This is a genomic window from Yinghuangia soli (assembly GCF_021502675.1).
Lineage (GTDB): Bacteria > Actinomycetota > Actinomycetes > Streptomycetales > Streptomycetaceae > Yinghuangia > Yinghuangia soli.
Map to the genome: position 1 here is coordinate 22,701 of NZ_JAKFHA010000025.1, position 24,736 is coordinate 47,436.

The 24,736-nt window shown below is 72.3% G+C and carries 17 protein-coding genes; 6 read left to right on the forward strand and 11 right to left on the reverse strand.

Features of this window, described 5'->3' with window-relative positions:
- Nucleotides 1-125: 125 nt before the first annotated feature.
- The 3 genes from LZ495_RS30830 to LZ495_RS30840 form a co-directional block, all read right to left on the reverse strand.
- Nucleotides 126-737 (reverse strand): excalibur calcium-binding domain-containing protein, encoded by a 612-nt coding sequence (locus tag LZ495_RS30830; RefSeq protein WP_235056236.1) that lies wholly within the window; start codon nucleotides 735-737, stop codon nucleotides 126-128.
- A gap of 529 nt (nucleotides 738-1,266) precedes the next feature.
- Nucleotides 1,267-2,502: a cytochrome P450 gene (locus LZ495_RS30835; protein WP_235056237.1), complete on the reverse strand. Its 1,236-nt coding sequence runs from the start codon at nucleotides 2,500-2,502 to the stop codon at nucleotides 1,267-1,269.
- A 214-nt stretch (nucleotides 2,503-2,716) separates the two neighbouring features.
- On the reverse strand, nucleotides 2,717-3,295 hold the full coding sequence (locus LZ495_RS30840) for a TetR/AcrR family transcriptional regulator (protein ID WP_235056238.1): 579 nt from the start codon (nucleotides 3,293-3,295) through the stop codon (nucleotides 2,717-2,719).
- 311 nt (nucleotides 3,296-3,606) lie between these two features.
- On the opposite strand from LZ495_RS30840, the gene LZ495_RS30845 reads away from it, so the two are divergent.
- From LZ495_RS30845 to LZ495_RS30855, 3 genes are all read left to right on the forward strand, one after another.
- Entirely contained in the window at nucleotides 3,607-4,944 is a 1,338-nt protein-coding gene (locus LZ495_RS30845; RefSeq protein ID WP_235056239.1) for an aromatic ring-hydroxylating oxygenase subunit alpha, read from the forward strand.
- Nucleotides 4,945-5,040: 96 nt separating this feature from the next.
- Nucleotides 5,041-6,141: a zinc-dependent alcohol dehydrogenase gene (locus LZ495_RS30850; RefSeq protein ID WP_235056240.1), complete on the forward strand. Its 1,101-nt coding sequence runs from the start codon at nucleotides 5,041-5,043 to the stop codon at nucleotides 6,139-6,141.
- Between the two features lie 134 nt (nucleotides 6,142-6,275).
- Nucleotides 6,276-7,469: a DUF4328 domain-containing protein gene (locus LZ495_RS30855; protein ID WP_235056241.1), complete on the forward strand. Its 1,194-nt coding sequence runs from the start codon at nucleotides 6,276-6,278 to the stop codon at nucleotides 7,467-7,469.
- A 409-nt stretch (nucleotides 7,470-7,878) separates the two neighbouring features.
- Here the strand turns inward: LZ495_RS30855 and LZ495_RS30860 are convergent, their stop codons facing one another.
- The 6 genes from LZ495_RS30860 to LZ495_RS30885 all read right to left on the reverse strand — a co-directional run bounded on the left by LZ495_RS30860 (nucleotide 7,879) and on the right by LZ495_RS30885 (nucleotide 19,133).
- Entirely contained in the window at nucleotides 7,879-8,694 is an 816-nt protein-coding gene (locus LZ495_RS30860; RefSeq protein ID WP_235056242.1) for an exodeoxyribonuclease III, read from the reverse strand.
- 96 nt (nucleotides 8,695-8,790) lie between these two features.
- The gene (locus LZ495_RS30865) at nucleotides 8,791-9,528 is read right to left on the reverse strand and encodes a flavodoxin family protein (protein ID WP_235056243.1); all 738 of its coding nucleotides are present in this window, start codon (nucleotides 9,526-9,528) and stop codon (nucleotides 8,791-8,793) included.
- Between the two features lie 130 nt (nucleotides 9,529-9,658).
- Nucleotides 9,659-11,344 carry an ABC-F family ATP-binding cassette domain-containing protein gene (locus LZ495_RS30870; protein ID WP_235056244.1) on the reverse strand — a complete coding sequence of 562 codons (1,686 nt, stop codon included), beginning with the start codon at nucleotides 11,342-11,344 and terminating at the stop codon, nucleotides 9,659-9,661.
- 54 nt (nucleotides 11,345-11,398) lie between these two features.
- Nucleotides 11,399-16,453, reverse strand: coding sequence for a DNA repair ATPase (locus LZ495_RS30875; protein ID WP_235056245.1), 5,055 nt, complete (start codon nucleotides 16,451-16,453; stop codon nucleotides 11,399-11,401).
- 11 nt (nucleotides 16,454-16,464) lie between these two features.
- On the reverse strand, nucleotides 16,465-18,444 hold the full coding sequence (locus LZ495_RS30880; protein ID WP_235056246.1) for a flotillin family protein: 1,980 nt from the start codon (nucleotides 18,442-18,444) through the stop codon (nucleotides 16,465-16,467).
- 74 nt (nucleotides 18,445-18,518) lie between these two features.
- The gene (locus LZ495_RS30885; RefSeq protein WP_235056247.1) at nucleotides 18,519-19,133 is read right to left on the reverse strand and encodes a hypothetical protein; all 615 of its coding nucleotides are present in this window, start codon (nucleotides 19,131-19,133) and stop codon (nucleotides 18,519-18,521) included.
- 274 nt (nucleotides 19,134-19,407) lie between these two features.
- Here LZ495_RS30885 and LZ495_RS30890 point away from each other — a divergent pair, with 274 nt between their 5' ends.
- Together LZ495_RS30890 and LZ495_RS30895 are read left to right on the forward strand one after the other, a co-directional pair.
- Complete coding sequence (locus LZ495_RS30890) at nucleotides 19,408-20,541, forward strand: PucR family transcriptional regulator (RefSeq protein ID WP_235056324.1); 1,134 nt, start codon at nucleotides 19,408-19,410, stop codon at nucleotides 20,539-20,541.
- A 383-nt stretch (nucleotides 20,542-20,924) separates the two neighbouring features.
- Nucleotides 20,925-21,890 carry a helix-turn-helix domain-containing protein gene (locus LZ495_RS30895; protein WP_235056248.1) on the forward strand — a complete coding sequence of 322 codons (966 nt, stop codon included), beginning with the start codon at nucleotides 20,925-20,927 and terminating at the stop codon, nucleotides 21,888-21,890.
- Here LZ495_RS30895 and LZ495_RS30900 read toward each other — a convergent pair.
- Nucleotides 21,857-22,060 (reverse strand): DUF397 domain-containing protein, encoded by a 204-nt coding sequence (locus tag LZ495_RS30900; RefSeq protein WP_235056249.1) that lies wholly within the window; start codon nucleotides 22,058-22,060, stop codon nucleotides 21,857-21,859. The two genes, LZ495_RS30895 and LZ495_RS30900, sit on opposite strands and share 34 nt — an antisense overlap.
- Before the next feature lie 1,040 nt (nucleotides 22,061-23,100).
- On the opposite strand from LZ495_RS30900, the gene LZ495_RS30905 reads away from it, so the two are divergent.
- Nucleotides 23,101-23,562, forward strand: coding sequence for an SH3 domain-containing protein (locus LZ495_RS30905; protein ID WP_235056250.1), 462 nt, complete (start codon nucleotides 23,101-23,103; stop codon nucleotides 23,560-23,562).
- 46 nt (nucleotides 23,563-23,608) lie between these two features.
- On the opposite strand, the gene LZ495_RS30910 is transcribed toward LZ495_RS30905, so the two are convergent.
- A complete protein-coding gene (locus tag LZ495_RS30910) occupies nucleotides 23,609-24,673 on the reverse strand; it encodes a helix-turn-helix domain-containing protein (RefSeq protein WP_235056251.1) in 1,065 nt (354 codons plus the stop codon).
- Between the last annotated feature and the right edge of the window lie 63 nt (nucleotides 24,674-24,736).

Here is a 24,736-nt window from a genome sequence, read left to right on the forward strand (position 1 = left end):
GCAATGGAGGAATGGGAGTCGAGCAATGCCACTGTGCAGGATCCGCGGCGGATCGGGAAGGCGGGCAGGCTCGCGGGCCGCTTGCGGACCGGCGCAGCGGTCTCCTTGCGGGCCTGCCCGCGGACCTACTTGTCGCAGGCGATGCCGTCGCCGTCGCGGTCCAGGCGCCGGCTGTAGCCGGGCTCGCCGCGCTTGATGGGCGCGACACCGGCGGCCTTGGCCTCCTCGCAGTTCCGGAAGTAGAAGCGCGTGGGTATCCAGGTCGGGAGCGTCGGCTTGTCCCCCGGCTTGGTGGTGGGCGGCATCGTGATCTTGGTGGGCGTGCCGGTCGGCTTCACCGGCGGCGGCTGCGTGGTCGGGTGCCCCTGGCAGCTCTCCTTCTTGGGCACCGCGCCGAGGTCCACCTTGTCCTTCGGGTTCGTCGGCCCGGGTGCGGGGGTCTGGTCGCAGACGCGCCACGTGGCGTCGGCCACCGGTGTGCGGTCCTTGCCCGCCGCGTCGTGGAAGGCGACCTCGGTGAAGCCCGCGGCCTTCACCGCGGCGACCGCGGCACCGAGATCCTGCCCGACGAGGTCGGGCATGTTGACCGTGGGCACCGCACCGGCCTGGGACGGGGCTTCCCGGGTCGGCGTGGACGCGCCGCCCTTGTCCTTGCCGGACCCGCTGCTGCACCCCGCCACGGCGAACGAGGCGGCGACGAGCAGGGCCAGAGTCGTGCGTGCTGCGTGGTCGCGCATGGTCGGCTTCTCCAGGAGGAACAATTCGGTTCCCGGAACCCTAGCGACGCGCTACCCGCAAAGACATTCGAACCTGGGATTCCTGCGCGGACGGGACCGTGAAACCGCCCACATTGCGCTGCGTTGCCGGTAATTGGCATCGATCCCATATCGATTGCGGCGGCAGGTGGCGCCCGAGGACCAAGGCGACGGCGGTGAATAGTCCGGTGCTCTGCCAATTGAGCTACGGGCGACCCAAGCCGCCTGAGGGGACTTGAACCCCCAACCCCCGGATCCGAAGTAACCGCTGTCTGCGCACCGGGCGCCCCCGTTGCCGCACGCTCACGGTAACGGGAAGCCGACCCGGACTCCGAGCCATTTTCCGGCCGGTGCGCACCTGGCCCGCCCCCGCGTCTCCCGGGGCGTCTCCCGGCGACTCCCCGCGGACATGCAGAAGCCCCTCTGCTGCTCCCGTAGGCAGAGGGGCTTCTGACTTCCGGCCTGGTCAGGCCGGGGTGTGCGGGGCCGCAGGCGGGCGGCCGGACCGGCCTCAGCCGGTGTAGTTCACCTGGAGCTCCTTGATGCCGTTGATCCACGCGTGGCGCAGGCGGCGGGGCTCGGCGGCCTTGGTGATGTTCGGCATCGCGTTGGCGATGGCCTCGAACATCAGGTTGATCTCCATGCGGGCCAGGCTCGCGCCGAGGCAGAAGTGCGGGCCGCCGCCGCCGAAGCCCAGGTGCGGGTTCGGGTCGCGGAGGATGTCGAACTTGTCGGGGTTCTCGAACACCAGCGGGTCGAAGTTCGCCGAGCTGTAGAAGATGCCGACGCGCTGGCCTTCCTTGATCTCCTGGCCGCCGAGCACGGTGTCGGCGGTGGCGGTGCGCTGGAAGGACATGACCGGCGAGGAGTAGCGGACGATCTCGTCCGCGGTGGTCTCCGGGCGCGACGTCTTGTACAGGTCCCACTGGTCGGGGTTGTCGAAGAACGCCAGCATGCCGTGCGTGATCGCGTTGCGGGTGGTCTCGTTGCCGGCCACCGCGAGCAGCAGCACGAAGAAGCCGAACTCGTCGGAGGAGAGCGAGCCTTCGGACTCCGCGGCGACGAGCTTGGAGACGATGTCGTGCGCCGGGCAGGCCTTGCGGTTCTCGGCCATGCCCATCGAGTAGAGCATGACCTCGGCCGCGGCCTGCTGGCCGACCGAGGAGTCCTCGGCGTACTCCGGGTCGTCGTAGCCGAGCATCTTGTTCGACCACTCGAAGATCTTGCCGCGGTCCTCCTGCGGCACGCCGATGAGCTCGGCGATGGCCTGGAGCGGGAGTTCGCAGGCGACCTGGGTGACGAAGTCGCCGCTGCCCGCCTTGATCGCGTCGTGCACGATGCGCTCGGCGCGGTCGGTCAGGGCGTCCTTGAGCGAGTTGATGGCGCGCGGGGTGAAGCCGCGCTGCACGATAGACCGCAGCCGGGTGTGCTCCGGCGGGTCGATGTTGATCATGATCAGCTTCTGCGCGTCGATGGAGTTGACGTCCATGCCCTCGGCGAAGCGGATGATCGCGGTGTTGCGGTTGGTCGAGTAGATGTCCGGCTTGGTGGACACCTCCTTGACGTCCGCGTGCCGGGTGACCAGCCAGTAGCCGTCGTCCCGGAAGTTGGAGACCTCGGGGGTCTGCGGGACCCACTTGACCGGCGCGGTCTGGCGGAGCTCGGCGAACTCCTCCAGCGGGAGGCGCTCGGTGTACAGGTCCGGGTCGGTCGGGTCGAAACCTTCCGGGAGAACCGGACACGTCATGGGAGCCTCCTCGGGGCGGGGTGCACAGGTGAATCCGGTGGTTCGGTCGCTCTGCGGTGCGGTGGTACGGCGGTGCGGCAGTGCAGTGGTGCGGTACTGCGGCAGTGCTCTACGGCGTGCGGTGGTGCTGGGCGGGGCGGTGCGCGTCCCGGCCCGCCGGGACGGGGCGTGCAGAGACGTTTTTGTTGCCGTGCCGGGCAGGTCCGCGGGGGTGTTACTCGGGGTCCGCCGCGGCCGGTCTGGCACGGCGCGGCGCGAGCAGCCGCCGGACGATGTCCAGCAGCACGCGGCGCAGTTCGTCGTCGGGCAGGTGGGTGAAGACCGCCACGGCGGAGTAGATGCCGCCCATCGCGACGGTCGAGGCGACCCGCTGCTCGATGGGGCGTTCGGTGTCGTCCAGGACGCTGCGGACGCGCTCGGTGATCGATTCGAGCCGCGGCCGTATCGCCCGGTGCGTGCCGACCGAGACGTCGCGGTCGAGGATGACCGCGAGTGTCCGGTAGCGCAGCAGGAAGTCGACGTACCCCTCGAACAGCACGCGTTGCCGGACCGCCTGGCCCTTGCGCCGCTCGGCCGTGTCCAGGACGCGGTCGAGGTCGTTGAGGGCGGGGCGCAGCAGGGCGTCGAGGAGCTCGTCCTTCGTGCGGAAGTGGTAGTACAGCGCGGCCTTGGTGACGCCGACGCGGTCCGCGATGGCCTGCAGGGAGGTGCCGGCGAAGCCGTGCTCGCCGAAGAGCTCGACGGCGGCGGACAGCACCTTGTCGTAGGTGTCCTCCATTGCCGGTGCGGCCATCGTCCCTCCCCTCGGGCTGTGCGGTTTTGCATGGCGTGCGGTCCGGCGTGCGGTCCGCGGCATGAACGTATGTCGAAGGCTGCCGAATGACAAGCCTGATTGGTCGTCAATTTTCGTCGCGGCCCTGATTCTCCGGGGTTTCCTGCTTGCCGCACGGCAAGTTGGACGACAGCGTGTCCGTGTCCTCGCGGTCGGTGATCATCGGTCGCATAGCGCGACCCTTGTATGCGCCGGGCCTGCGTGGCACCCTGCGCCCGCCGGCGTGCAGACGCCCAGGCAGGCCATGGCAGGCCCCGGCAGGGAGGCGCAAGATGACCGCGACCCAGGACCACCACGCGATCGCCGATGTGCGGCTGCACCAGGGGGTGGACGACGGCACGGCGACGGGTCCGGTGGATGCGTCCGCGGGGCTGGTGCGGGTGCCCGCGCACCGGTACACCTCCTCGGAGTTCGCGGAGCTGGAGATGCAGCGGCTGTGGCCGCGGACCTGGCAGCTGGCGTGCTGTGTGGACCATGTCGCGGCGCCGGGCGACTGGTTCGAGTACCGGGTCGGGCCGTATGCGGTGGTGATCGTGCGGGATGCCGGCGGGGAGCTGCGGGCTTTCCAGAACGCGTGCCGACACCGGGGCAACAGCCTGTGCAGCGGCTCGGGTTCGGGGCTGACCGAGCTCAAGTGCGGCTACCACGGCTGGACGTGGGACCTGGCCGGGCAGCTGCGGCGGGTGCCGGGCCGCAAGGGCTTCGGCAATCTGAAGATGTCGGAATTCCCGCTGCTGGCCGCCCGGGTGGACACATGGGGCCCGTTCGTCTTCGTCAATCTCGATCTGCAGGCGCCGGACCTGGACACCTACCTGGAGGCGCTGCCGGCGGACGCGTCGTGGGCGCGCCTCGAGGAGTTCCGCTGCACGGCGTCGGTGGTCGGCGACGTCGCGGCGAACTGGAAGACGGTCGCGGACGGCTTCAGCGAGACGTACCACATCCAGACGCTGCACCCGGAGCTGCTGCGCAACATCGACGACGTCAACGCGCCGCAGCGGCTGTGGGGCCACACCGGCAAGTCCGAGCAGGTGTACGGGCTGGCCAGCCCGCGCTTCAAGGACGGCCTGCCGGACCAGGAGGTCTGGGACTCGTTCATCGTCACGCAGGGCCAGCGGATGGGGATCGCCGAGCCGGGCCCGATGCCGGAGATCCCGGAGGGGCAGACCCTCATGGACGTGATCGCCGAGCGGATCCGGGCGCATGTCGCGAAGTCCGGCACCGATCTGTCGGGCTTCGACACGGACCGGATCATGCGGCTGCACCAGTACCAGCTGTTCCCGAACTGCTCGGTGCTGCTCACCGCGGACACGCTCAGCGCGCTGGTGGCCCGCCCGGGGCCGACGCCGGGCACCGCCGAGATGGGCATCTTCGCGTTCCGGCGCGCGGCGTCGGCGGATGCGCCGTACGCCAAGCCGATGGACCTGCGGGTGGCCTTCGAGGAGCTGGACCTGGGCTACGTGCTCAACCAGGACGCGGCGGTGCTGGCCGGCATCCAGCGGGGTCTCACGCAGCCGGGGCTGACCGAGATCGTGCTGTCCCAGGAGGAGAAGCGCGTCATCAACACGCACCGCAACCTGGAGCTGTACCTGGGCATCGGTCCGCAGGACTGACCGGCGGGCACGCGCGGACTGCCTCCCGGGCCTGGCCTTGCCACCTCATCTTTCGAATAATCGTCTCAACGATTCGAATAGTCGAGGAGATGGCGTATGAGCGGTCAGGCCAGGGCGGCAGTCTTCCTCGGTGACGGCACCTACGAGGTACGGGAATTCCCGATACCCGCGGCGCCGCCCGGGGGTGCCGTGCTCAAGGTCGAGGCGGTCGGCATGTGCGGCAGCGACGTGATGCAGTTCCACGGCCAGAAGCACGTGCCGGGCGAGTGCAGTCCCGTCGTCCCCGGCCACGAGATCGTCGGCCGCCTGCACGAGGTGACCCCGGAGGCCGCGGCCGGCTGGGGCGTCGCGGAGGGCGACCGGGTGTGCGTGGACGAGATCGTCAAGTGCGGGCGGTGCCGTGCGTGCCTGGCCTGCGGCGGCGGTCTGTGCAGCAATCTGCACCTGTACGGCTACACCATGGGCCCGGACCACGAGGGCGGCCTGTGGGGCGGCTACGGCGAGTACATGAGGCTGCTGCCCAACACGCATGTGATGAAGGCGCCGGACGGCCTCACCGCCGCCGAGCTGACCGTCTTCGAACCGCTGGCCAACGCCCTCAACTGGGTCTCCTCGGTCCGCGTCGGCCCCGGCGACACGGTCGTCGTGCAGGGTCCCGGCCACCAGGGCCTCCTGTGCGCGGCCGCGGCCCTCGCGCGCGGCGCGAGCCAGGTCGTGGTGACCGGCACCGGTGCGGACGGGCTGCGCCTGAAGACGGCGCTGGAGCTCGGCGTGCACCACGTGGTCGACGTGGACGCCGAGGACGCCGTCGCCCGGGTCGGCGAACTGACCGGCGGGCGCATGGCCGACGTGGTCATGGACCTCACCCCGGTGCCCGCGACCGTGCGCACCGCGCTCGATCTGACCTCGATGTCCGGTGCCCGGGTAGCGCTGGCCGGGCTCAAGCACTTCACGCCCGTGGACGGCTTGCTGACCGACCTGATCACGCTCAAGAACATGTCGGTCCAGGGCTGCGCGGGGTCCACCCCGGCGGCCATGGAACAGGCCGTACGCCTGCTCGCCGACCGTCCGTCCATTGCGCGCACGATGGCCGGCACGCACGTCACGCTCGACACCGTCGAGCACGGCATCGCGCTCCTGGAGCGCCGCGCGGCGGGCGAGGACGCGGTCCACGTGAGCCTCGTGCACGGGGACTGAACGGCGTACCGGGGCCTACCGCGATGACACGGCGGGCCCCGGCACGGCATGATGCGCTGCACGAACAGGCCGGTGGCAGCGGTATCCAGTCCCGTCCCGGCCGCATCCGAAATCCTGCGGGGAGACGCCCTTTCATGCCGTGCGCCAACTGCGGTGCCCCACTGACCTCGGCCGGACTGTGCCCCGCGTGCGGCGCGGCGCCGACCCAGGCCGCCCATGACCCCTACGCGGCCGGCCCCGGCGGAGCCGTACCGCCGCCGCCCGGGCCCGGCGCGGGCGCGCCCGGCTCTGCACCCGGCCATCCCGGTGCCGCGCCCGGATTCCCGGGCCAGGCCCCCGGGTTCGCGCAGCCCGGCGCGCCCGGCATGATGCCGCCCGCCCCCGCGATGCCCGGCGGCACCGGCTGGGGCGGCGGCTACGGGATGGCGCCGCAGTGGTCGCCGTTCCAGTCGATCCAGGGCCTGGGCACCGCGCTCATGATCCTGTTCGGTGTCGCGGCCGGCACCGGTGTGCTGTCCACGGTCGCGTACTTCCGCCGCGCCTCGGTGCTGGACGACATCTCCGAGGGCCGGCTGTGGGACAGCGACCCGGAGGGCGCCGACGACCTGGTCCAGGCGGCCTTGGGCTTCACCGGCGTCGCGATGCTCGCGGTCGCCGTGCTGATGATCATCTGGCTGTACCGGGCGCGCGCGAACACCGACGGGTGGGCCGCCCCGCCGGCCACGATGAGCTCGAAGGGCTGGGCGATCGGCGGCTGGTTCATCCCGGTGGCGAACTGGGTGATCCCGGCGATCGTGGTCAACGACACCTGGAAGCGCAGCGACGTCCGCGCCTCGGTGCCGGGCGGCCGTCCCGGGGGCCGCGGCCTGCTGTGGGCCTGGTGGGTCTGCTACGTACTGGCCACGCTGCTGTATTCGGTGTCCGCGATCACCCGCAAGAGCGAGGACGACGTCAACGACGGCGACGTGACCTTCAGCGAGTACGTGGACGCCGGCAAGGCCGCCGACAACACCGCCGGCGTGTCCAGCCTCCTGCTGATCGCCGCCGCGATCCTGGGCATCTTCGTGGTCCGCAAGATCGTCGCGCTGCAGAACGAGCGCGTCGGCCTCGGCGGCGGTGCGCCCGGCTACGGCGGCCCCGGCTTCGGCGGCCCGGTCCCGGCCGGGTACGGCGCCCCGCAGGGCGGCGCCCCGTACCCGGGCGCCCCGTACCCGCCGGCGCCCGGCGCCTACCCGGGCGGCACGGCCGCACCGGCGAACCCGTGGGGCAGCGGCCCGCAGCCGCCGCAGGCGCCTCCGTCCGGCGGCATCGACTTCGGCAAGCACTGAACCAAGCGCTGAACCAAGCACTGAAGCGAGTAGTGAAGCAAGCACCGAAGCGGTACTTCGCGAAGCCCGCCCGGCCCGCCCCAAGCGGCGCCGTGCGGGCTTCGCGCTTTCCGCGTACTTACTGCCGTCGAGCCGGCCGGGGTCAGAACGCCCCGCGGCCCGATCCCCCGGAGCCCCCGGATCCCCGGCCGCCGAACCGGCGCCGGACCTGCCGGTTCACCTCGGCCTGCACCTGCGTCTGCACGTGGCGCCGGGCCGCCCGCCGCGGATTCAAGATCCACGAGAATCGCGGCGCAATGAGCCTGAGCAACGTCCGCATAGCTCCCCCTCGTCGTCCCCGTCCACCCGCAAGGACGACGCCCGCCGCCCCGCGGTTGCCGCGGCCCGGTCGGGCGTTGCCGGCGGTCCGTCAGGCGGCGCCCGGGGACGGGAAGTCGAAGGCGACCGTGACCGGCGCGTGGTCGGACCAGCGTTCGGCGTAGGTGGCGGCGCGGCCGGTGGTCGCCGTGACGGCGGTCTTGGCCAGGCCGGTGGTCACGGCGTGGTAGTCGATGCGCCAGCCGGAGTCGTTGTCGAAGGCCTTGCCGCGCATGGACCACCAGCTGTAGGGGCCGGCCTGGCCGGGGTGGAGATTGCGGACGACGTCGTGGTAGCCGAGTTCGCCGAAGACGCGGTCGAGCCAGGCGCGCTCGCTGGGGAGGAACCCGGACTTCTTGACGTTGCCCTTCCAATTCTTGATGTCGGCTTCGGTGTGGCCGATGTTCCAGTCGCCGCAGACCAGGACCTCGCGGCCGTCGGCGGCGGCCTTCTCGCGCATGCGCACGAGGTGCTCGGCGAGCTCGGCGAGGAAGCGGTCCTTCTCATCCTGCTTGGGGGTCTCGGCCTCGCCGGTGGGCAGGTAGAGGCTGGCCACCGTGACGCCGGGGAGGTCGACCTCGAGCCAGCGGCCGGCCTGGTCGAATTCGGCGGAGCCGAAGCCGATGCGGTGCGCGGCCGCCTCGGTGCGGCTGTAGACCGCGACGCCGGCCCGGCCCTTGAGGACCGAGGGGGCGTAGTAGGTGTGCCAGCCTTCGGGCTCGCGGACCGCGTCGGCGAGCTGGTGCGCCTCGGCGCGGACCTCCTGCAGACACACCACGTCGGCGGTGCTGGCGGCGAGCCACTCGGTGAAGCCCTTGGCGGTGGCTGCGCGCAGGCCGTTGACGTTGATCGTGGTCACGGTGAACATCCCGGCAGGGTACCCAAACGGGGCAAACCTCTGGGGCGCGGCTCACCGGTCGGGCGGTCCGGACGGGCCCGTGTCCCGCGGTGTCCGGCGCGGCGGTCAGCGGTACTCGGGGTTGGCGAAGTCGAACCGGGCGCCCGCGTCCCAGGCCGCGCGCTGGTTGCCGTAGGCGGGGACGCCGCCCGCGTCCTTGAGCATGCGGGCCAGGTGCAGGAGGTTCCAGGTCATGAAGGTGGTGTTGCGGTTGGTGAACTCGTTCTGCGGGCCGCCGGAGTCCTCGTCGAGGTACGAGGGGCCGGGGCCGGCCTCGCCGATCCAGCCGGCGTCGGCCTGCGGCGGGATCGCGTAGCCGAGGTGCTGCAGGCTGTAGAGGACGTTCATCGCGCAGTGCTTGATGCCGTCCTCGTTGCCGGTGATGAGGCAGCCGCCGACGCGGCCGTAGAACGCGTATTGGCCGGCGTCGTTGAGGATGCCGGAGCAGGCGTAGAGGCGTTCGATGACGCGCTTCATGACCGAGCTGTTGTCGCCCAGCCAGATGGGGCCGGCCAGGACGAGGATGTCGGCGGCCATGACGCGCTCGTAGAGGGCGGGCCAGTCGTCGGTGTCCCAGCCGTGCCCGGTCATGTCCGGCCAGACGCCGACCGCGATGTCGTGGTCGACGGCGCGGAACTCGTCGACGGTGACGCCCTGCCGCCGCAGGATGCCCTGGCTGATGTCGATGACGCCCTGGGTGTTGCTGACCTCGGGCGAGCGCTTGAGCGTGGTGTTGATGAACAGCGCGCGCAGGTCGTCGTAGCGGGCGGGCGGCTCGGTGCGGCCGGGGTGCGGGTGGGCCATCGGGACTCCTGGGCGTGCGGAAGGTGCCGTCCCGACAGCCTCTCCCGCACGGGCCGTGATTTGCTGCATATTCGGATGATTCGCGCGGTATGTCCGCCGAATGACCGATACCGCGGCCCGGCCCCTGCGGTCAGCCGCGGGCGCGCCGGACCCGGGCCTCGTCCCAGACCGGTCCGTCCGTCTCCCGCACGTGGCCGTCGGCGCCGAAGACGAGGAAGCGGTCGAAGGCCTTCGCGAACCAGCGGTCGTGGGTGACCGCGAGGACGGTTCCGTCGAAGGCCTCCAGGGCCTGCTGCAGGGCCTCGGCGGAGACCAGGTCCAGGTTGTCGGTCGGCTCGTCGAGGAGCAGCAGGTTGGCGCCGGACAGTTCGAGGAGCAGGATCTGGAAGCGGGCCTGCTGGCCGCCGGAGAGCGTGTCGAAGGACTGCTCGGCGGCGTAGGCCAGTTCGTAGCGGTCCAGGACGCGCGAGGCTTGTTCCAGGCCCATGCCGGAGCGGTGCGCGTCGCCGCGGTGCAGGATCTCCACGAGGGTCTTCCCGGCGAATTCGGGGTGCTCGTGGGTCTGCGCGAACCAGCCGGGCCGCACCCGGGCGCCGAGCCGGGCCTTGCCGGCGTGGGCGACGGGGGCGATGGCGACCTCGCCGACCGGCTGGTGCTCGATGTCGGGGTCGGAGCCGCCGGCCGCGAGCAGCCGCAGGAAGTGCGACTTGCCGGACCCGTTGGAGCCGAGGACCGCGACCCGGTCGCCGTACCAGACCTCCAGGTCGAAGGCCTTCATGAGGCCGGTGAGCTCGACGGCTTCGGCGATGACCGCGCGCTTGCCGGTCCGGCTGCCGCGCAGCCGGAGCTTGACGTTCTGCTCGCGCGGGATGTTCTGCGGCGGCCCGGCCTCCTCGAACTTGCGCAGCCGGGTCTGGGCGGCCTGGTAGCGGGACGCGAGGCCGTCGTTGTAGGCGGCCTTGTTCTTGTACATCTGGACGAGCGCCTTGAGCTTGGCGTGCTCTTCGTCCCAGCGCCGCCCGAGTTCCTCGAAGCGTGCGAAGCGGGCTTCCCGGGCGGCGTGGTAGGTGGCGAACGAACCGCCGTGCAGCCAGGCGGTGTTGCCGGCCGCGCCGAGTTCGACGGTGACGATGCGGTCGGCGGCGTTGGCGAGGAGTTCGCGGTCGTGCGAGACCAGCAGGACGGCCTTCTGGGTGTCCCGCAGGGCGGCTTCGAGCCACTGCTTGCCGGGGACGTCGAGGTAGTTGTCCGGCTCGTCGAGGAGGAGGACCTGGTCGGGGCCGCGCAGGAGCGCCTCGAGGGCGAGGCGCTTCTGCTCGCCGCCGGAGAGCGTGGTGACGGCCCGCCACTTGGCGACGTCGTAGCCGATGCCGAGGGCGGCGGTGCAGCACTGGTCCCAGACGGGCTCGAGCTCGTACCCGCCCGCGTCGGCGAAGTCGGCGAGGGCTTCGGCGTACCGCATCTGGGTGGGTTCGTCGTCGGTCTCCATGAGCGCGAGTTCGGCGGTGTCCACGGCGCGCACGGCGTCGCGCACGCGCGGCGGGGCGAGCGAGACGAGCAGGTCGCGGACCGTCGACTCGTCCCGGATCCGGCCGATGAACTGCGGCATGACGCCCAGTCCCCCGGTGCGCGTGACGGCCCCGGAGTCGGCTTTGATCTCGCCGGTGACGATGCGCAGCAGGGTGGTCTTGCCGGCGCCGTTGGCGCCCACGAGTGCGGTGGTGGCGCCGTCGCCGACCCGGAAGGAGACCTCGTCGAGGAGCACGCGCCCGTCGGGCAGGGAGTAGCTCACCGTGTTGATGTCGATGTGTCCCACGGCGTCCGCGCTCCCGGCTCAGGTCTGGTGTCCGGATGTCGGACCCCAGGCAACCTACGCGAGACCCGGCCCGGGTGCGACCCGGTTTGCCCAGGCCTGTTTGACCGCGGTCCAGCGGGCCGCCTCGGGGCCGGTGAGCAGGCCGCGGAGTTCGGCGAGCTTGAGGAGGTTGGCCTCGGTGTCGGCGCCGAGAGTCTGGGCTTCGGCGGTGTAGTGCCCGGTGACGAGGGCGTCGAGTTCGGCGGGGTCCATGGCGGGGGTGATGCGTTCCGCGATGCGGTTCATGTTGCGGTAGGAGCCCTGGAGCCGGAACGCGGGTTCGGTGCGGGAGGCGTCGGTGCGGGCGGCGGATTCCATGTAGGCGCGGTTGACGGTCAGGACGGTGGCGCGGGCGGCCAGGAGGTGGCGGAGCACGGCGGTGATGCGGTCGAGTTCGGCCGGGGCGTACGCGTGTTCCAGCCGGTCGGGCCGGACAGGGGCGGTGCCGGCCGGGGCGGCGGCCTGCTGCAGGAGCAGGTCGAGGTCGGCGGTGCCGCGTTCGGCGAGCGGCGCCAGGACGGTGTTGGCGGTGAGGGCGTTCTCCACGAAGCTGAGCGCGAAGGCGTCCTGGCGGCCGCCGACGACGTCGCCCAGGTTCCACACGTCGGCGCGGTTGGCGAGCATGTCGGGGACCCGGAAGCGGCGGCCCTGCTCGGTGTAGGGGTTCCCGGCCATGACGACGGCGAAGCGTTTCCCGCGCAGGTCGTAGGTGTGTGCCTCGCCGTCCCGGACTCCGGCGATGCGGCGCTGGGCGTCGCAGAGCGGCAGGAACTTCTGGAGGAGTTCGGGCGAGCAGTGCTGGATGTCGTCGAGGTAGAGCAGGACGTTGTCGGCCGCGGCGAGCGCGAAGTTGGCCTTCTCGATCTCGCGGCGGGAGGTGGCGTCGGGTGCTTCGGCGGGGTCCAGGGAGGTGGCGCCGCGGCCGAGTGCGGGGCCGTCGATGCGGACGAGGAGCATGCCGAGGCGTTCGGCGACGTACTCGACCAGGGTGGTCTTGCCGTAGCCGGGCGGCGAGACGAGCAGGAGCAGTCCGTGGTTGTCGGTGCGTTTGGTGCGTCCGGCCGCGCCGATCTGCTTGGCGAGGTTGTCGCCGACGAGCGGGAGGTAGACCTGGTCGACGAGGCGGTTGCGGACGAAGGTGGTGACGACGGACGGCCGGTGGTCGTCGAGGCGCAGCCGGGTGTGTTCGGCGGCGATGACGCGGCGGCGCAGGCCTTGGTAGGCGCGGAAGGCGGGCGCCTGGCGGGTGCGGAATTCGGCGAGCCGGGGCAGGAATTCGTCGAGGCGCAGGGGCAGGGTGCCGCGTTCGATGCGCGGGTGGTCGCCGAGCAGGCCGGGGACGGCGGCGCGGGTGTCCGCGGTGCCGGGGTAGCGGGGCAGGTCGGGGCAGAGTTCGAGGGCGACGGCTTCGGCGAGGTCGCCGGGGTCGGCGGCCTCCCCCGCGGTTGCGCGGTAGGACCCGAGCCAGGCGCGGACCAGCTGCTGCCGGGCGGGGAGGCCGGTGACGCGGCGCAGGTCCTCGTCGTACGCGTCGGTGCCGACGGCGTGGCGGAACTTGTCGACGAGTGTCCGCGCCGCGGCGGCGGCCACGAATCCGCCGGGGTCACGGGTGCTGCGGGCGAGTTCCTCGAGGAGGTATTCGGCGGCGCGCTCGGGGTCGGGCGCGGCATCGCCGGCCGGAGTGTTCTCCGCGGCGAACGCGCCGATAAGCAGCGCCAGTTCCTGACCCAGCGCGGCCATTTCCGGGCCGGCTCCGAAGGCGGCGCGGGCGCGGCCGAGGGACCGGGCGCGCCAGGTCCACTGGCGGCGGGCTTCGTCGTCGGTGCCGTGCACCCAGAACAGCTGGGCGGCGGCCCGGTCGGCGGCCGGGTAGCGCAGCAGTCCGGCGTCGGCGTGCAGGCGCAGCAGGGTGCGGAGGATGGCGTGGGCGTCGTGGTCGTGGACGCCGCGTTCGTAGCCTTCGTCGGGTGCGTCCTCGACGGCCTGGTGCAGCAGTGCGGGCAGGTCGGCGGCGGCGAGGGTGTCAAGGGTGTGGGCGGCCATGAGCCGGGCGGCGAGGTATTCGGCGCGGTAGACGGCGGGTGATTCGGACGGGAGGGTGCGGTCCCACAGCGGTGCGGTGGCGGTGAAGGCGGGGTCGGTGACGGGGCGCCGGTAGTCGGTGCCGGTGAGGGCGAAGGCCATGTGCCCGGCGTGCGGGACGAGGGTGAGGGTGGGGGTCCGGGTGGTGACGGCGAAGTGGTGGCGGCCCAGGCGGACCGTGGCGCCTCCGTCGCCGGACAGGTCGGCGCGGTCGCGCAGGGTGCGGGCGGCTTCCTGCCGGGCGGCTTTGAGCCGTCCGTCGAGTTCCTCGGCGGCGACGTAGTCGCCGAGGGTGCGGAGTTCGGCTGCGGTGCGGTGGATCTTGGCGACGGTCGGGTCGGCGGCGAAGTAGGCGGTGATCTCGGTGCTGCTGCGCAGGGCGGCGGCGCGGCGGCGGATGCTGGCGAGGATGCGGTGGGCGGAGTCGGCGAGCCGGGCGGTGTGCCGCGCTCGTTCGTCGACGAGGGCTTGGCGCCGGGCCGCGAAGGCGTTCTCGGTCTCGTCGCGTTTGGCGGCGAGGTCGCGGCGCAGGTCGTCGAAATCGGGGAAGCGTATGCCGAGGTCTTCGATGCGCAGCAGGATGCGGGCCAGCTGTTCGTCGCAGGACTCGGGGGTGTCGGCGGCGGCCAGGCCTGCGGTGATGTTCTGGGCCAGCAGGGCGTATTGGGCGGCGGATTCGGCGCGTCCTTCTTCTTCGGCGAGGCTGCGCAAGCGGGCGGCGAGCAGGGCGCGGGCCCGGGCGAGGGCGCTGTGCACGTCGGTGATGCGGGCGAGGACGCCGGTGCGCACGGTGGCGTCGGCGTCGTCGAGGTCGGTGACCACGGAGGCGACGAGGTGCAGCCCGTCGGCGAGTTCGTCGAGCCGTGCGGTGATCGGGGTGCCGTCCGCGACGGAGGTTGCCGCTGCGGCCTGCCGGGCGAGGTCGTCGGCTTCGGCGCGGGGTGCGGTGAAGGCGTCGGGGCCGCCGAGGAAGGCGGTCGCGCGCCGGCCGGCGGCGGCGAGGTCGTCGCCGAGTGCGGTGTGGAGGGCGGTGATGCGGTCGTGGTCGGCGGGGCGCAGTTCGCGCAGGCTGCGGAGCGGGGCGAGGCTGCCCTGGGCGTCGCGGAGTGCGGCGAGCTGCCGGATCCAGCCGTCGGCGCTGTGCGGCACGTCGTTGCGGGTACGGCGGACCAGGGCGGCGATGCGCGCGGCGGCGTCGTCGACGGACCGGGCTGCGGCGTCGGCGAGTTCTTGGCCGGCGCGGAATTCGGCGAGGATCTGCGCGGCGGTGGCGCGCAGTGCGTCGAGGGGTTCGTGGAGGCCGCCGAGTCCGTCGTCGGCGAGCCAGTGGCAGCGGTCGGCGACCCGGGCGGCGGCGTCCAGGAGAGCCTGGTACCCGGCCGCCGTCGCGGTGGTGCCTTCGGCGAGGCGGACGACGGCCAGGGTGTCGGCGATGCCGTGCACGAGGTCGGCGTTGCCGATGCGGCCGAGCGGTCCGCCGGGTGCGGGCCGGGCCGCGTCGTACGTGTCGGAGGTGTAGGGGCTTGCCCAGACCTGGACCGGATGGCTGCGGACGGGTTCGGGGTCGCCGCGCAGGATGACGAGGCGGCCGTCGTCGAGGGTGGTGAAGCCGCGGCCGGTGAGCGGGGCGGCGGTCGTCTTGGCGATGGAGTTGTAGGACTGCAGGAGGGTGCGGCCGTCTTCGGGCCGGTGGAACACGTAGAGGGTGTCCTCGCCGTTGGGCGAGCGGAGGACGCGCTGCAGGCCCATGCCGCGGGTGTCGGTGTCGAAGGTCTTGTGCAGGCCGGTGCCCAGGTGGAATCCGCCGGGGAAGACGATGCCTTCGTCGCCGGGGAGCCGGCAGGCGGCTTGGCCGATCGCGTCGAGGCGGACGGCGGTCGCGGTGGTGGTGGCGTGGACGAGGTGGCGCCAGGTGTCCTCTTTGTAGGGGCGGATGCGGAGCAGCACGAGGGTGCCGACCCGGGCGTAGTGGATGTCGGCGTCGGCGAGGGACTGCAGGGGTTCGTCGACGGGCTCGCGGTGGACGGTCCCGGCGGGTGTCTCGGTGTCGTCGGCGGTCTTGACGGTGAGTTCGCCGCCGCAGGTGGAGACGAAGACCGCGCCGTCGGCGACGGACACGTGCGGGTGCCTGCCGGGGCGGTGGTCCTCGCGGGTGGTCTCGGTCCAGGCGAAGTCGTAGGGCGGCGGGTAGGTGTGGTCGCGGTCGCCGCGTGCGTCGAGGTAGGCGGGGGTGCCGTCGGCGCCGAGCCGCCAGCGGAGCACGCGGACGTCGTCGGCGCGCGGGCCGGCCTGGAAGACGGCGAGGAGCAGGCCGTCGACGTGCCGCAGGTGCAGGAGGCGGGCGCCGCGGTAGTAGCGGAAAAGGGCGTCCAGGTCCCGGGCGGCGTCGGGGTGGCCGAACAGCTCCGGGACGGTGTCGAGCCCGGTGGCGGTGAAGCCCGGGCCGCCGCCCGCTGCGGCGGGGTCCGGCCGGTGGACGCTGAAGGTGCGGCCCGCTGCGGGCCCGTCCGCGGCGCCACCGGCAGGCGCAGGGGCGCCGAGGTCGACGGCGTTGCCGGGGCTGCCGGGGTTGCCGCCGGCCAGCAGATGCCCGCCGACCCGGACCAGGTCGCGCAGTTCGGTGTCCTCGGCGGTGCGCAGCCGGGCGGTGCCCAGGAGCCGCAGCCCGGTGGCGCCGAACGCCTCGATGCGGAGCCGGTTGAGCCGGTCCGCGCGGCGCGCGAGCTCGGCGGCCTGGCCGGCCAGCCGGGCCCGCAGCACCTCGTGGTCGCCGGTCCCCTGCGGTTCTCCCTCGGCAGGATCCTCCGCGCTCTCGGCCGGCGACCCCTCGGTCGGCGGCCCGGACCGGGCTGCCGCCACGAGCGCGGCGGGCGCCCCCGGCACCTCCCTCGCTGCCCGGCCCGGTCGTCCTGCGGCCGGTCCGGCCGCCTGCTCCCACCGCTGCCCGTCGCGGCCTTCCGTCCCGTCCGCCACCGTGCGCTCCGTCACCAATTGCCTCGCTATCCCTGGCTCTTCACGGTGCTGATGCCGTTGATGCCCGCGTTCCGGCCCGGCAGGTCTGCTCCCCCGCTCTCGCTCATGAGCTTCATGAGGAGTGCGGAGACGGTCATGTTCTGCACGTCCGCGGTGCCGAGCGAGCCGATCATGCGGGTGAGGTCGTCGGTGAAGGACGCGCTGCCGTCTGTCCAGGGGCGGGCCAGGGCCTGCACGGTGTCGGAGTTCTGCACGAACCCGTCGACGCCCTTGCCCAGGGCGACGGCTCCGACGAGCCGGTCGAGGAAGACGCTTTCGCCGCCCACGATGCTGATGTCGGCGCTCTCCAGCCCGGTGGCGAGCACGGCGGCCTGTGCTTCGGCAACCTGCCGCTGCACGTCGAGCCCGGCGAGCCGGATCTCCTTCTCGGCTTCGAGGCGCAGCCGGTATTCCTCGTGCAGGCGGGACGCGTCGTCCAGGGCGGCCATCGCGGCGGCCTTCTCGGTGAGGCCTTCGGCCTCCGACTTGAGCCGCAGCGCGATCGCTTCGGCGGCGACCGCGGCCTTGCGCTCCTGTACGGCCGCCTCGGCGCGGCCGACCTTCTCCAGGGCGGTCGCGCTGCGCTCCTGCACCTGGACGTCGGCGAGTCCGGCGGCTGCGGCTTCGGCCTGCAGGCCTTCGGCGAGCCGGATCTTGGCGCGGGCGTCGAGCTCGGCGGCGTCCTGGCGGGCCTGGGCGAGCACGGTGAGTTCGCGGGCTTTGTGCGCGGCAGCCTGTTCGGCGGCCTCCGCGGCCTTGATGTCCTTGACGAGGTTCTGCTGCGCCTCGGCCTCGGCCTTGATGACGATCGCGGCGCGGGTGCGTTCGGCGTCCTCGACCGCGCGCAGCCGCTTGATGCTCTCTTCCTGCTCGGCGACGGTCCGGTCGACCGCGACGCGCTCGCGGACCACTTCGGCGATGTCGCGCCGATTGGTCTCGATCTCGCGGTCGGCGGAGATGCGGGTGAGCTCGGTCTCGCGTTCGCGGCCGATGACCTCGAGCTGGCGGTCCTTCTCGATGCGCTCGTTCTCGACCGCGATGACGCGCTCGCGGTTCTTCTCGGCGACCGCGACCTCGCGGGCGACGTTCTCGCGGTGCACGCCGAGCTGCTCCTCGGTGCGCAGGAACGCGGTCTGGGCGCGGAGCCGCTCTTCTTCCTGGACGCGGGCCACTTCGGCTTCTTCGCGGGCCCGCACGGTGGCGATCTCGCGCTGCTGCTTGAGCTCGGCGTCGGCCTGGCGGCGTTCGAGTTCGAGGATGGCCTCGCGGGCGTCGACGTTCTGCCGGGTGATCTCCTTCTCCTCGGTGCGCCGGAACTCGTTGGTGCGGACGTGCTCGATCGCGGTGAGCTCGGTGATCTTCTTGATGCCCTGGGCGTCGAGGATGTTGGCGTCGTCGAGCTGGGCCATGGGGGTCTGCTCGAGGTAGTCGATGGCCGCGTCCTCGAGGCTGTAGCCGTTCAGGTCGGTGCCGATGACCGCGATGATGCGGTCCCGGAACTCCTCGCGGTGGGTGTACAGGTCGGTGAAGTCGAGCTGCTTGCCGACGGTCTTGAGGGCCTCGGAGAACTTGGCGCTGAAGAACTCCTGCAGGGTCTCCTGGTGGCTGGCCCGGGCGCTGCCGATGGCCTGGGCGACCTTGATGACGTCCTCGACGGTCTTGTTGACCCGGACGAAGAACGAGATGCGGATGTCGGCGCGGATGTTGTCGCGGCAGATGAGGCCGTCGCGGCCGGAGCGGTGGATGTCGATGACCTTGACCGAGATGTCCATGACCTCGGCCTTGTGCAGGATGGGCAGGACGACCTGGCCGGTGAAGGTGACGTCGACCTTGCGCATCTTGGAGACGATGAGCGCCTTGCCCTGCTCGACCTTGCGGTAGAGCCGGCTGACGGTGAGCAGCACCGTGACGGCGATGAGGAGGAGCACGGCGACGAGCACGCCGAGGCCCACGGAGATGGCGTTCATGGGGTTCCTTCGGTGACATCAGTGACATCGGTGATGTCGGTGGCTTCGGTGGCTTCACCGGTGCGGGGCCGGGGTCAGGCGGACGGGTGCCCCGGGTCGAGCGCCGCGTCGAAGGGCGCCACCCAGAAGAACTCGCCGTCCTCGTCGTAGGCGTAGAGCAGTCCGGTACCGCCGGCCTCGAATACGTCGGTGCCGTCCTGCCGGACCTGGACGATGGCGGTGGCGCCGTCCCGTGCGGTCACCTCGGCTTGGCCGAAGTGCGCGTCGACACGGCCCGTGCGGATGATGCACGTGGTGCCGACGAAGTCGCGGCGGGACGGCCCGGGTTCGTCGGGGAACAGGTGGCCGAGGGGCCGGACGAGAATCCGGGTGGCGGTCCACGCGGCGGCGACCGCGGCGAGGAGGACGCCGGTGCCGGCCGCGGCCGCGGCGGGGTCCGGGAGGCCGGCGTCGTCGAGCACGACGCCGCCGGCCAGGCTCAGCGCCCAGGCAAAGGCGACCAGCAGCGAGACGGTCACGGTGACGGGCACGCCGCCCAGGCCGAGGGCGTCGCCGCCGGCGTCGCCTTCGAAGGCGTCGTGCTCGACCGCGCCGGCCAGCACGCACAGCCAGAACATGACGACGACGACCAGGGCGAAGGTGAAGACGAGGGCCGGAAAGGAAAGCACGGCCGTCATGAAGTCGCCCACCGGAGTTCCCCCTCCTGCGTCCGTACCCGCACTGCGGCGGGCCGAAGTGCGCTGCTGCTGCCGGGATATGCGCCTGCTGCCGGGAAGGCGGCGGGTTCGTCCCCGCCCCCACTGTCCCGACCGGATGCCGTTCTGCGCATTGCCGGGTTCCGGCAATCTTTACGGGTTCTTTATGCTGGCCTCCGCTGCCCTGCCGATGCGGGGCGGTTTCGACGCGCACGCTCTGTCGAGCAGCAAACGGGGGCCGCACATGACCGCGACCGGCACGACCGGCATGACCGGGGCGACGGGTTCGACCGGCACGGTTGCCGCGACCGGCGGCACCGGCATATCCGAGGACTACCTGGCGGGGTTCACGGTGCTGCTTGCCGAGGTGTCGGCGACCGGCCGCCGCCTGACCCGCGAGGAGTTGGACGAGCGGCGTGCGGTCGGCGAGCGCACCGCCGAGCAGGGCCACAAACTGGGGCAGGTGGTGACCGCGCATCTGGCCGCGGCCCGGGAGTCCTGGCCGGCGCTGCCCGGCACGGCCGAGGCGCCGACCGCGCGGGCGGTGACCGCGGTCGCCTCGGGGGTCCTGGACGCGATCGGCCAGGCGGTGTCCGCGGTGTGCGAGGGCTACGAGCGGGCCCAGCGCCTGGCGGTGCGTCAGGAGGAGGCGATCCGGCGCGAGTTCATCGACGACCTGCTGTACGGGCGGAGCGATCTGAACCGTTTGGCGGAGCGCGCCGAGCGGTTCGGGCTGCGGCTCGCGCACGAGCATGCGGTCGCCGTGGCGTCAGGTCCGGAGACGTACGACGACACGCACCCGGTGACGCGGCGGGTGGAGACGGCGCTGGTCGCGCGGTTCGAGGCGCGGCGGGTCCTGATGGCCACCAAGGAGGGCAAGCTGGTGTGCGTGGCGCCGGGTTCGCAGAGCGACACTCTGGCGTATTTCGCCGAGCAGGCCCGGATCGCGATGGGCGGCGGCCGGGTCGCGGTCGGCCGGGCGCACCCGGGCGCGGGCGGCGTCGTGCACTCGTACGAGGAGTCCCTCAACGCGCTGGACCTGGCCGAGCGCATGCCGCTGCACGGCGAGGTGCTGCATGCCGCCGATCTGCTGGTCTTCCCGGTGCTGACCCGGGACCGGCAGGCGATGGCGGACCTGGTCCGGACCGCGCTCGGTCCGCTGCGCACGGCCCGCGGCGGGCCGAAGCCGCTGCTGGACACGCTGTGGGAGTACTTCGACTCGGGGTGCGTGGCCGCGGAGGCCGCGCGGCGGCTGCGGCTGAGCGTGCGGGCGCTCACGTACCGCCTGGACCGCATCAAGCAGCTCACCGGCTCGGACCCGGCCGATCCGCTGCACCGGTACATGCTGCACACCGCGGTGATCGGCGCGAAGCTGCTGGACTGGCCCGCTCAGGAGCTGTGACGGAATCGGGTCCAGCCCTCGCGAAGCCCTTGATTGCCCTCCGATCGCCCCTCCGATCGCCCCCGGTTCCCCTTCCGAAGGCCGCACGGAGCCTTCCCGGCGCCTTGTCGGGTGTCCTGCCGGGTGTGTGAGCCGGCGCGCGCCGGGTTGGTGTGACACCCGTGGCGTGCGCCGGGGTGTGTGCCCCCGTGCGCTCCCACCTGCGGCAAGTTCGGCGGTGTGGGCCTTGCCGAACGCGGCGGACACCAGCGATTCTCAAGAGGAGGTGCCGTTTTGGCAGGTGTCGTTCGTCCACCACACTTGTGCGGCCTCGCTGGCTGCGTCGTAGCCAAGTGCTCGGCACCGAACGGACATGTCAGGATCGAACGACGCGGGGGTCGGCGATGCCGCAGGGACAGGACCCGATGGTCGCGCGCAGGCGTCTCAAGGACGCCTTGCGCCGGCAGCGCGAGGCGGCCGGGTTCACGCAGCGCCAGGTCGCGGACGAGATGGACTGGTCGCCGTCCAAGCTCATCCGCATCGAGGCCGGGCAGGTCGCGGTGTCCACCACCGACCTGCGGGCGCTGCTGCAGCATTACGGGGTGGTCGATCCGGTGCGGGTGGCCGCGCTGGAGGCGCTCTCGCGTACCGCGCGCGAGCGGGCCTGGTGGAGCAACTACCGCAATGTCGCCAACGCGGACCTGCGGGCGTTCCTCGGTTTCGAGACGTCCGCGTCGATCATCCGCAACTTCGAACCGCTCAATGTGCCGGGCCTGTTGCAGACGCGCGAGTACGCCCGCGAGATCCTCGCCGCGGTCGACCAGCAGAGCATCGACGAGCTGGTCGACCTGCGCATGGAGCGGCAGGAGCTGCTCACCCGGGACGAGGCTCCCGAGGTCCACTTCATCATGAGCCAGGCGGTGATCGAACGCGTCGCGGGCGGCCCGCGCGTGATGCGGCGTCAGCTGCGGCACATCGCGCGGGTGGCGGCCTACCCGAACGTGACGGTGCGCATCGTGCCGTGGACCGTGGGGTTCTTCCCGCGCTACCGCGTCGCCTACACCGTCTTCGAGTTCCCGGACGCCGAGGACCCCGCGATCCTGTGCCGAGAGGGCCCCACGGGCGACATCATCACCCGCGAGGGCCCTCTCGAGGACACCCCGAACGACTACCTGGCCTCGTTCTGGGAGATCGAGCGCGAGGCGCCGGCGACCGATACGCCGGCGCTGCTCCAGGCCGCGATCGACACCATGACCCGGCTGATCGGCGAAGCGGCGCCCGGTTCACTCACTCCGGTGGACGCGCCGGACGACGAGGACGAGGAGGATCCGGACGGTCAGGAGGAGCCGTTGGCCGGGAGCAGCTCATGATCATGGACGAAGACCTGCCAGCCGGGGAGCGAGAAGGTGAGCACAGGACCGTGGGGGTCCTTGGAATCGCGCACCATGATTCCGCCGGAAAAGGCGGTCTCCACACAATTCGTGGTCGCGCTGGCGGAACTCTTGCGCCAGCGAGGCTCCGACCGGACAGGTTGATCCACCGTTGCGCCTGCCTACTCCCTTGACGATGACCGTGGCGATACCGCGCCGGGACGATTCGCCGCTGCGATACCAAGCGCAGATTCAACCACAGCATAAGGCTTTCCGAGGCTCCTAACCCCGTGCCGCGGCCGCCTGTTCGCCCATTGGTGCGACGGGCGGGCACCGGTACGAGCGCATGTTCGAGCATGGCCCCGGGCAGCCGTCCGGATGGCCGCTCGCGCGGGGGCTTCGGGCCGGGCTTCGGGGGCCCGGGAGCGGCCGCACGCGCGGTCGTGCGGGGCCGGCGCGGGGGTGGCCGGGCGCGCGGCGGCGCGCCGTGCAGGCGCGCGGTGTGATGCCGCGCGCTGCGAGTATGCGGGACGCGATCTCGTGAGCTGCGTGTGCGCTGCCCGGGTGGTGCCGCCCTGGTTGATGCCGGACTGGATGCTGCCTGCCTGGGTGCTGCCGGGTTGCCACACGACCGGATGACAATGTCGTGAAGCTACTTGGCTGCCTGCCACATGGCTGGCACACTGAGGAGGAGAGAAATCACGTGACGATCGGCTACCGCCACGTGGCTTCCGAATTGCCCCGAGGTCGCCATGGCGACGAATCGGGGCAATTCGTTTCCTCTTGGAACATAAGGGATTTCCCCGTTCTCAGCCTCCCGTGCATACTTGAGACACGCGTATATCGCGTGCCAGCAAACCAGTTCGGGGAGCTGCCTATGGCCGGCTGATCCAGACCGACTCGCCGTTTCCGGCGATTGTCGCTTCTTGCACGGAGTACGCCTTGCCGGGCTTTGCCCGGATCCGCCGCGAAGTTCGCGCGTAGCCGACGCTGGACTTCACGGCCGGGGCCCTCCGCCCTGTCGTCCGTGCACCGTTGCCGGGCGGCCGATTTCCTGCCCGCGGTCCCCCGCGGGTCCCTTTCGCGCCGGACCGGGCACTGCCGTTGCCGCGAGCCGCCGCAGCGCCGCCGGGTGCTGCCGGCTCCGCCGCGCTGTGCCGTACCGCGCTGCGGCCTGCCCGCAACCGGCGCATGAGGCAGGGGAGTTCCCATGCCCCAGAAATGGCAGACGACCGAGCACTTCCGCACCGACGAACCCGTGGTCGCCGTGTACCGCCCCCGGCGGGGCGCATCCGGCGGCGCATGGGTATGCCTGGCGGCCCTGGTGCTGGCCCTCGTGGTCGGCGGCAACGGCTCGTCCGGCGACGGCGGCAGCCCCGGCCCCGGGGCGGCGACCGCCGAGCAGCCCACCGGACCGGTCACCGCGACGGTCCGCACCGCCGGTGCGCTTCCCGCGCGTGCACAGGCGGACAGCAAGGCAGCGCACACCGGTTCGCTTCCGTCCGGCGCCAAGGTCCGCGTCGCATGCCACACGGCAGGCGACGCGGTCCGCGGCCCGAGCGGCCGCAGCACGGTGTGGGTCCAGGTCTCGTACGACGGCGTCGTCGGCTTCGCGCCGAGCGCCTGGCTGGAGACCCGGGGCGACGTCACGGCGTTGGTCCCGACCTGCTGACAACCGCCGTCCGGGGAGCGTGCTTTGCTCCCCGGACGGCCAGGTCTCAGAGGTCGTCCGCGTCCGGGACCCGGCCGTGCAGCGCGGCGGTCACATCCGCCGCGGCCGCGCGTACGCGTTCGCCCAAGGCCGCGACCTCCCGGCCGGTCAGCGGTGCTGCGTGGTCGATCAGGCACAGCACCACCGCGACGGTCCCGTCCGCGTCGAACACCGGCGCGTTCACCGACGACGCCCGGTACAGCGCGTCGGGTTCGATGCTCGCGGGCAGCGCGTCGGCCAAGTCGAAGGCCTGCCCCACTTCGGCCATCGCCCGCCGGAGCGCGGCCGCGTGCCCGGCCGCATCCCAGTCCCCGGTGCCGAGTTCGATCTCCAGGTCGCGGACGAGTGCGCCCAGCCGGTCCCGCAGCCGGTCCTCGGTCTCCAACGCCCAGCCCCGCTCCCGCACTCCGGCCAGCGCAGGCGCAAGTTGCCTGCGCGCGGCAGAAACCGCGGCCGATTCGGGCGCGGGGGTCCGGACGTACGGGCGCCCGCCCGGCACCCCCGAACCGGCACGGACAGCCGGCGCCGGGGCGGCCGCCCCACTCTGCCCATCAGGGTCGAGCCGCCCCAGCCACGCGTCCACCGCAGCAGCCCCCGCCCACGCGACCGTCACCGATCCGAGCGGCGGCCGGGGCCGTACGCGGTCGCCCAACCGGACCCCGAGCGCACCCGTCAGCGTGCCGTTCCCGGTCCCCCCGAGCCGGACCAGTTCGCCGACCCGCAGGTCGTCCTCGTCCGCCGCGTCGCCGCACGGCACGAGTGCAAGCACCCCCAGCCCGGTCTCCGCGGCCAACGTGCGCATCACCGGGCGGACCAGGTCCAGCGGGGTCTCGCCGGTGGCCGCCGCGCGGCCGGCCGCGACGATGGCGGGGCCGAGCCGGTAGGTGCGGCGCACCGGGTGGCGGAGCAGCCAGCCGGCCCGGGTCAGCGTGGTGAGCATCGGGTGCACGGTGGCTTTCCCGACGCCGAGCCCGCGCGCGATCTCGGCGAGGGTGAAGTCGGTGTCGGGGCGGGCGGCGAGCAGGTCGACCAGGGCGATGAGGCGGTCGGTCTGCGGGGACGGTCGGCTCATGGTGGATGGAGCGTAGCGCAGATTCCTCATACGTTCGCATAGTGCGACTCTTGATTCGCGTAT

What these genes read in the sequence shown, in the direction of transcription:
- LZ495_RS30845 (WP_235056239.1), top strand. Translation starts at nt 3,607, where the DNA reads ATGACCGCGACCCAGGACCACCACGCGATCGCCGATGTGCGGCTGCAC.
- LZ495_RS30830 (WP_235056236.1), bottom strand. Translation starts at nt 737, where the DNA reads ATGCGCGACCACGCAGCACGCACGACTCTGGCCCTGCTCGTCGCCGCC.
- LZ495_RS30890 (WP_235056324.1), top strand. Translation starts at nt 19,408, where the DNA reads ATGACCGGGGCGACGGGTTCGACCGGCACGGTTGCCGCGACCGGCGGC.
- LZ495_RS30910 (WP_235056251.1), bottom strand. Translation starts at nt 24,673, where the DNA reads ATGAGCCGACCGTCCCCGCAGACCGACCGCCTCATCGCCCTGGTCGAC.
- LZ495_RS30905 (WP_235056250.1), top strand. Translation starts at nt 23,101, where the DNA reads ATGCCCCAGAAATGGCAGACGACCGAGCACTTCCGCACCGACGAACCC.
- LZ495_RS30895 (WP_235056248.1), top strand. Translation starts at nt 20,925, where the DNA reads ATGCCGCAGGGACAGGACCCGATGGTCGCGCGCAGGCGTCTCAAGGAC.
- LZ495_RS30880 (WP_235056246.1), bottom strand. Translation starts at nt 18,444, where the DNA reads ATGAACGCCATCTCCGTGGGCCTCGGCGTGCTCGTCGCCGTGCTCCTC.
- LZ495_RS30840 (WP_235056238.1), bottom strand. Translation starts at nt 3,295, where the DNA reads ATGGCCGCACCGGCAATGGAGGACACCTACGACAAGGTGCTGTCCGCC.
- LZ495_RS30865 (WP_235056243.1), bottom strand. Translation starts at nt 9,528, where the DNA reads ATGGCCCACCCGCACCCCGGCCGCACCGAGCCGCCCGCCCGCTACGAC.
- LZ495_RS30855 (WP_235056241.1), top strand. Translation starts at nt 6,276, where the DNA reads ATGCCGTGCGCCAACTGCGGTGCCCCACTGACCTCGGCCGGACTGTGC.
- LZ495_RS30835 (WP_235056237.1), bottom strand. Translation starts at nt 2,502, where the DNA reads ATGACGTGTCCGGTTCTCCCGGAAGGTTTCGACCCGACCGACCCGGAC.
- LZ495_RS30860 (WP_235056242.1), bottom strand. Translation starts at nt 8,694, where the DNA reads ATGTTCACCGTGACCACGATCAACGTCAACGGCCTGCGCGCAGCCACC.
- LZ495_RS30850 (WP_235056240.1), top strand. Translation starts at nt 5,041, where the DNA reads ATGAGCGGTCAGGCCAGGGCGGCAGTCTTCCTCGGTGACGGCACCTAC.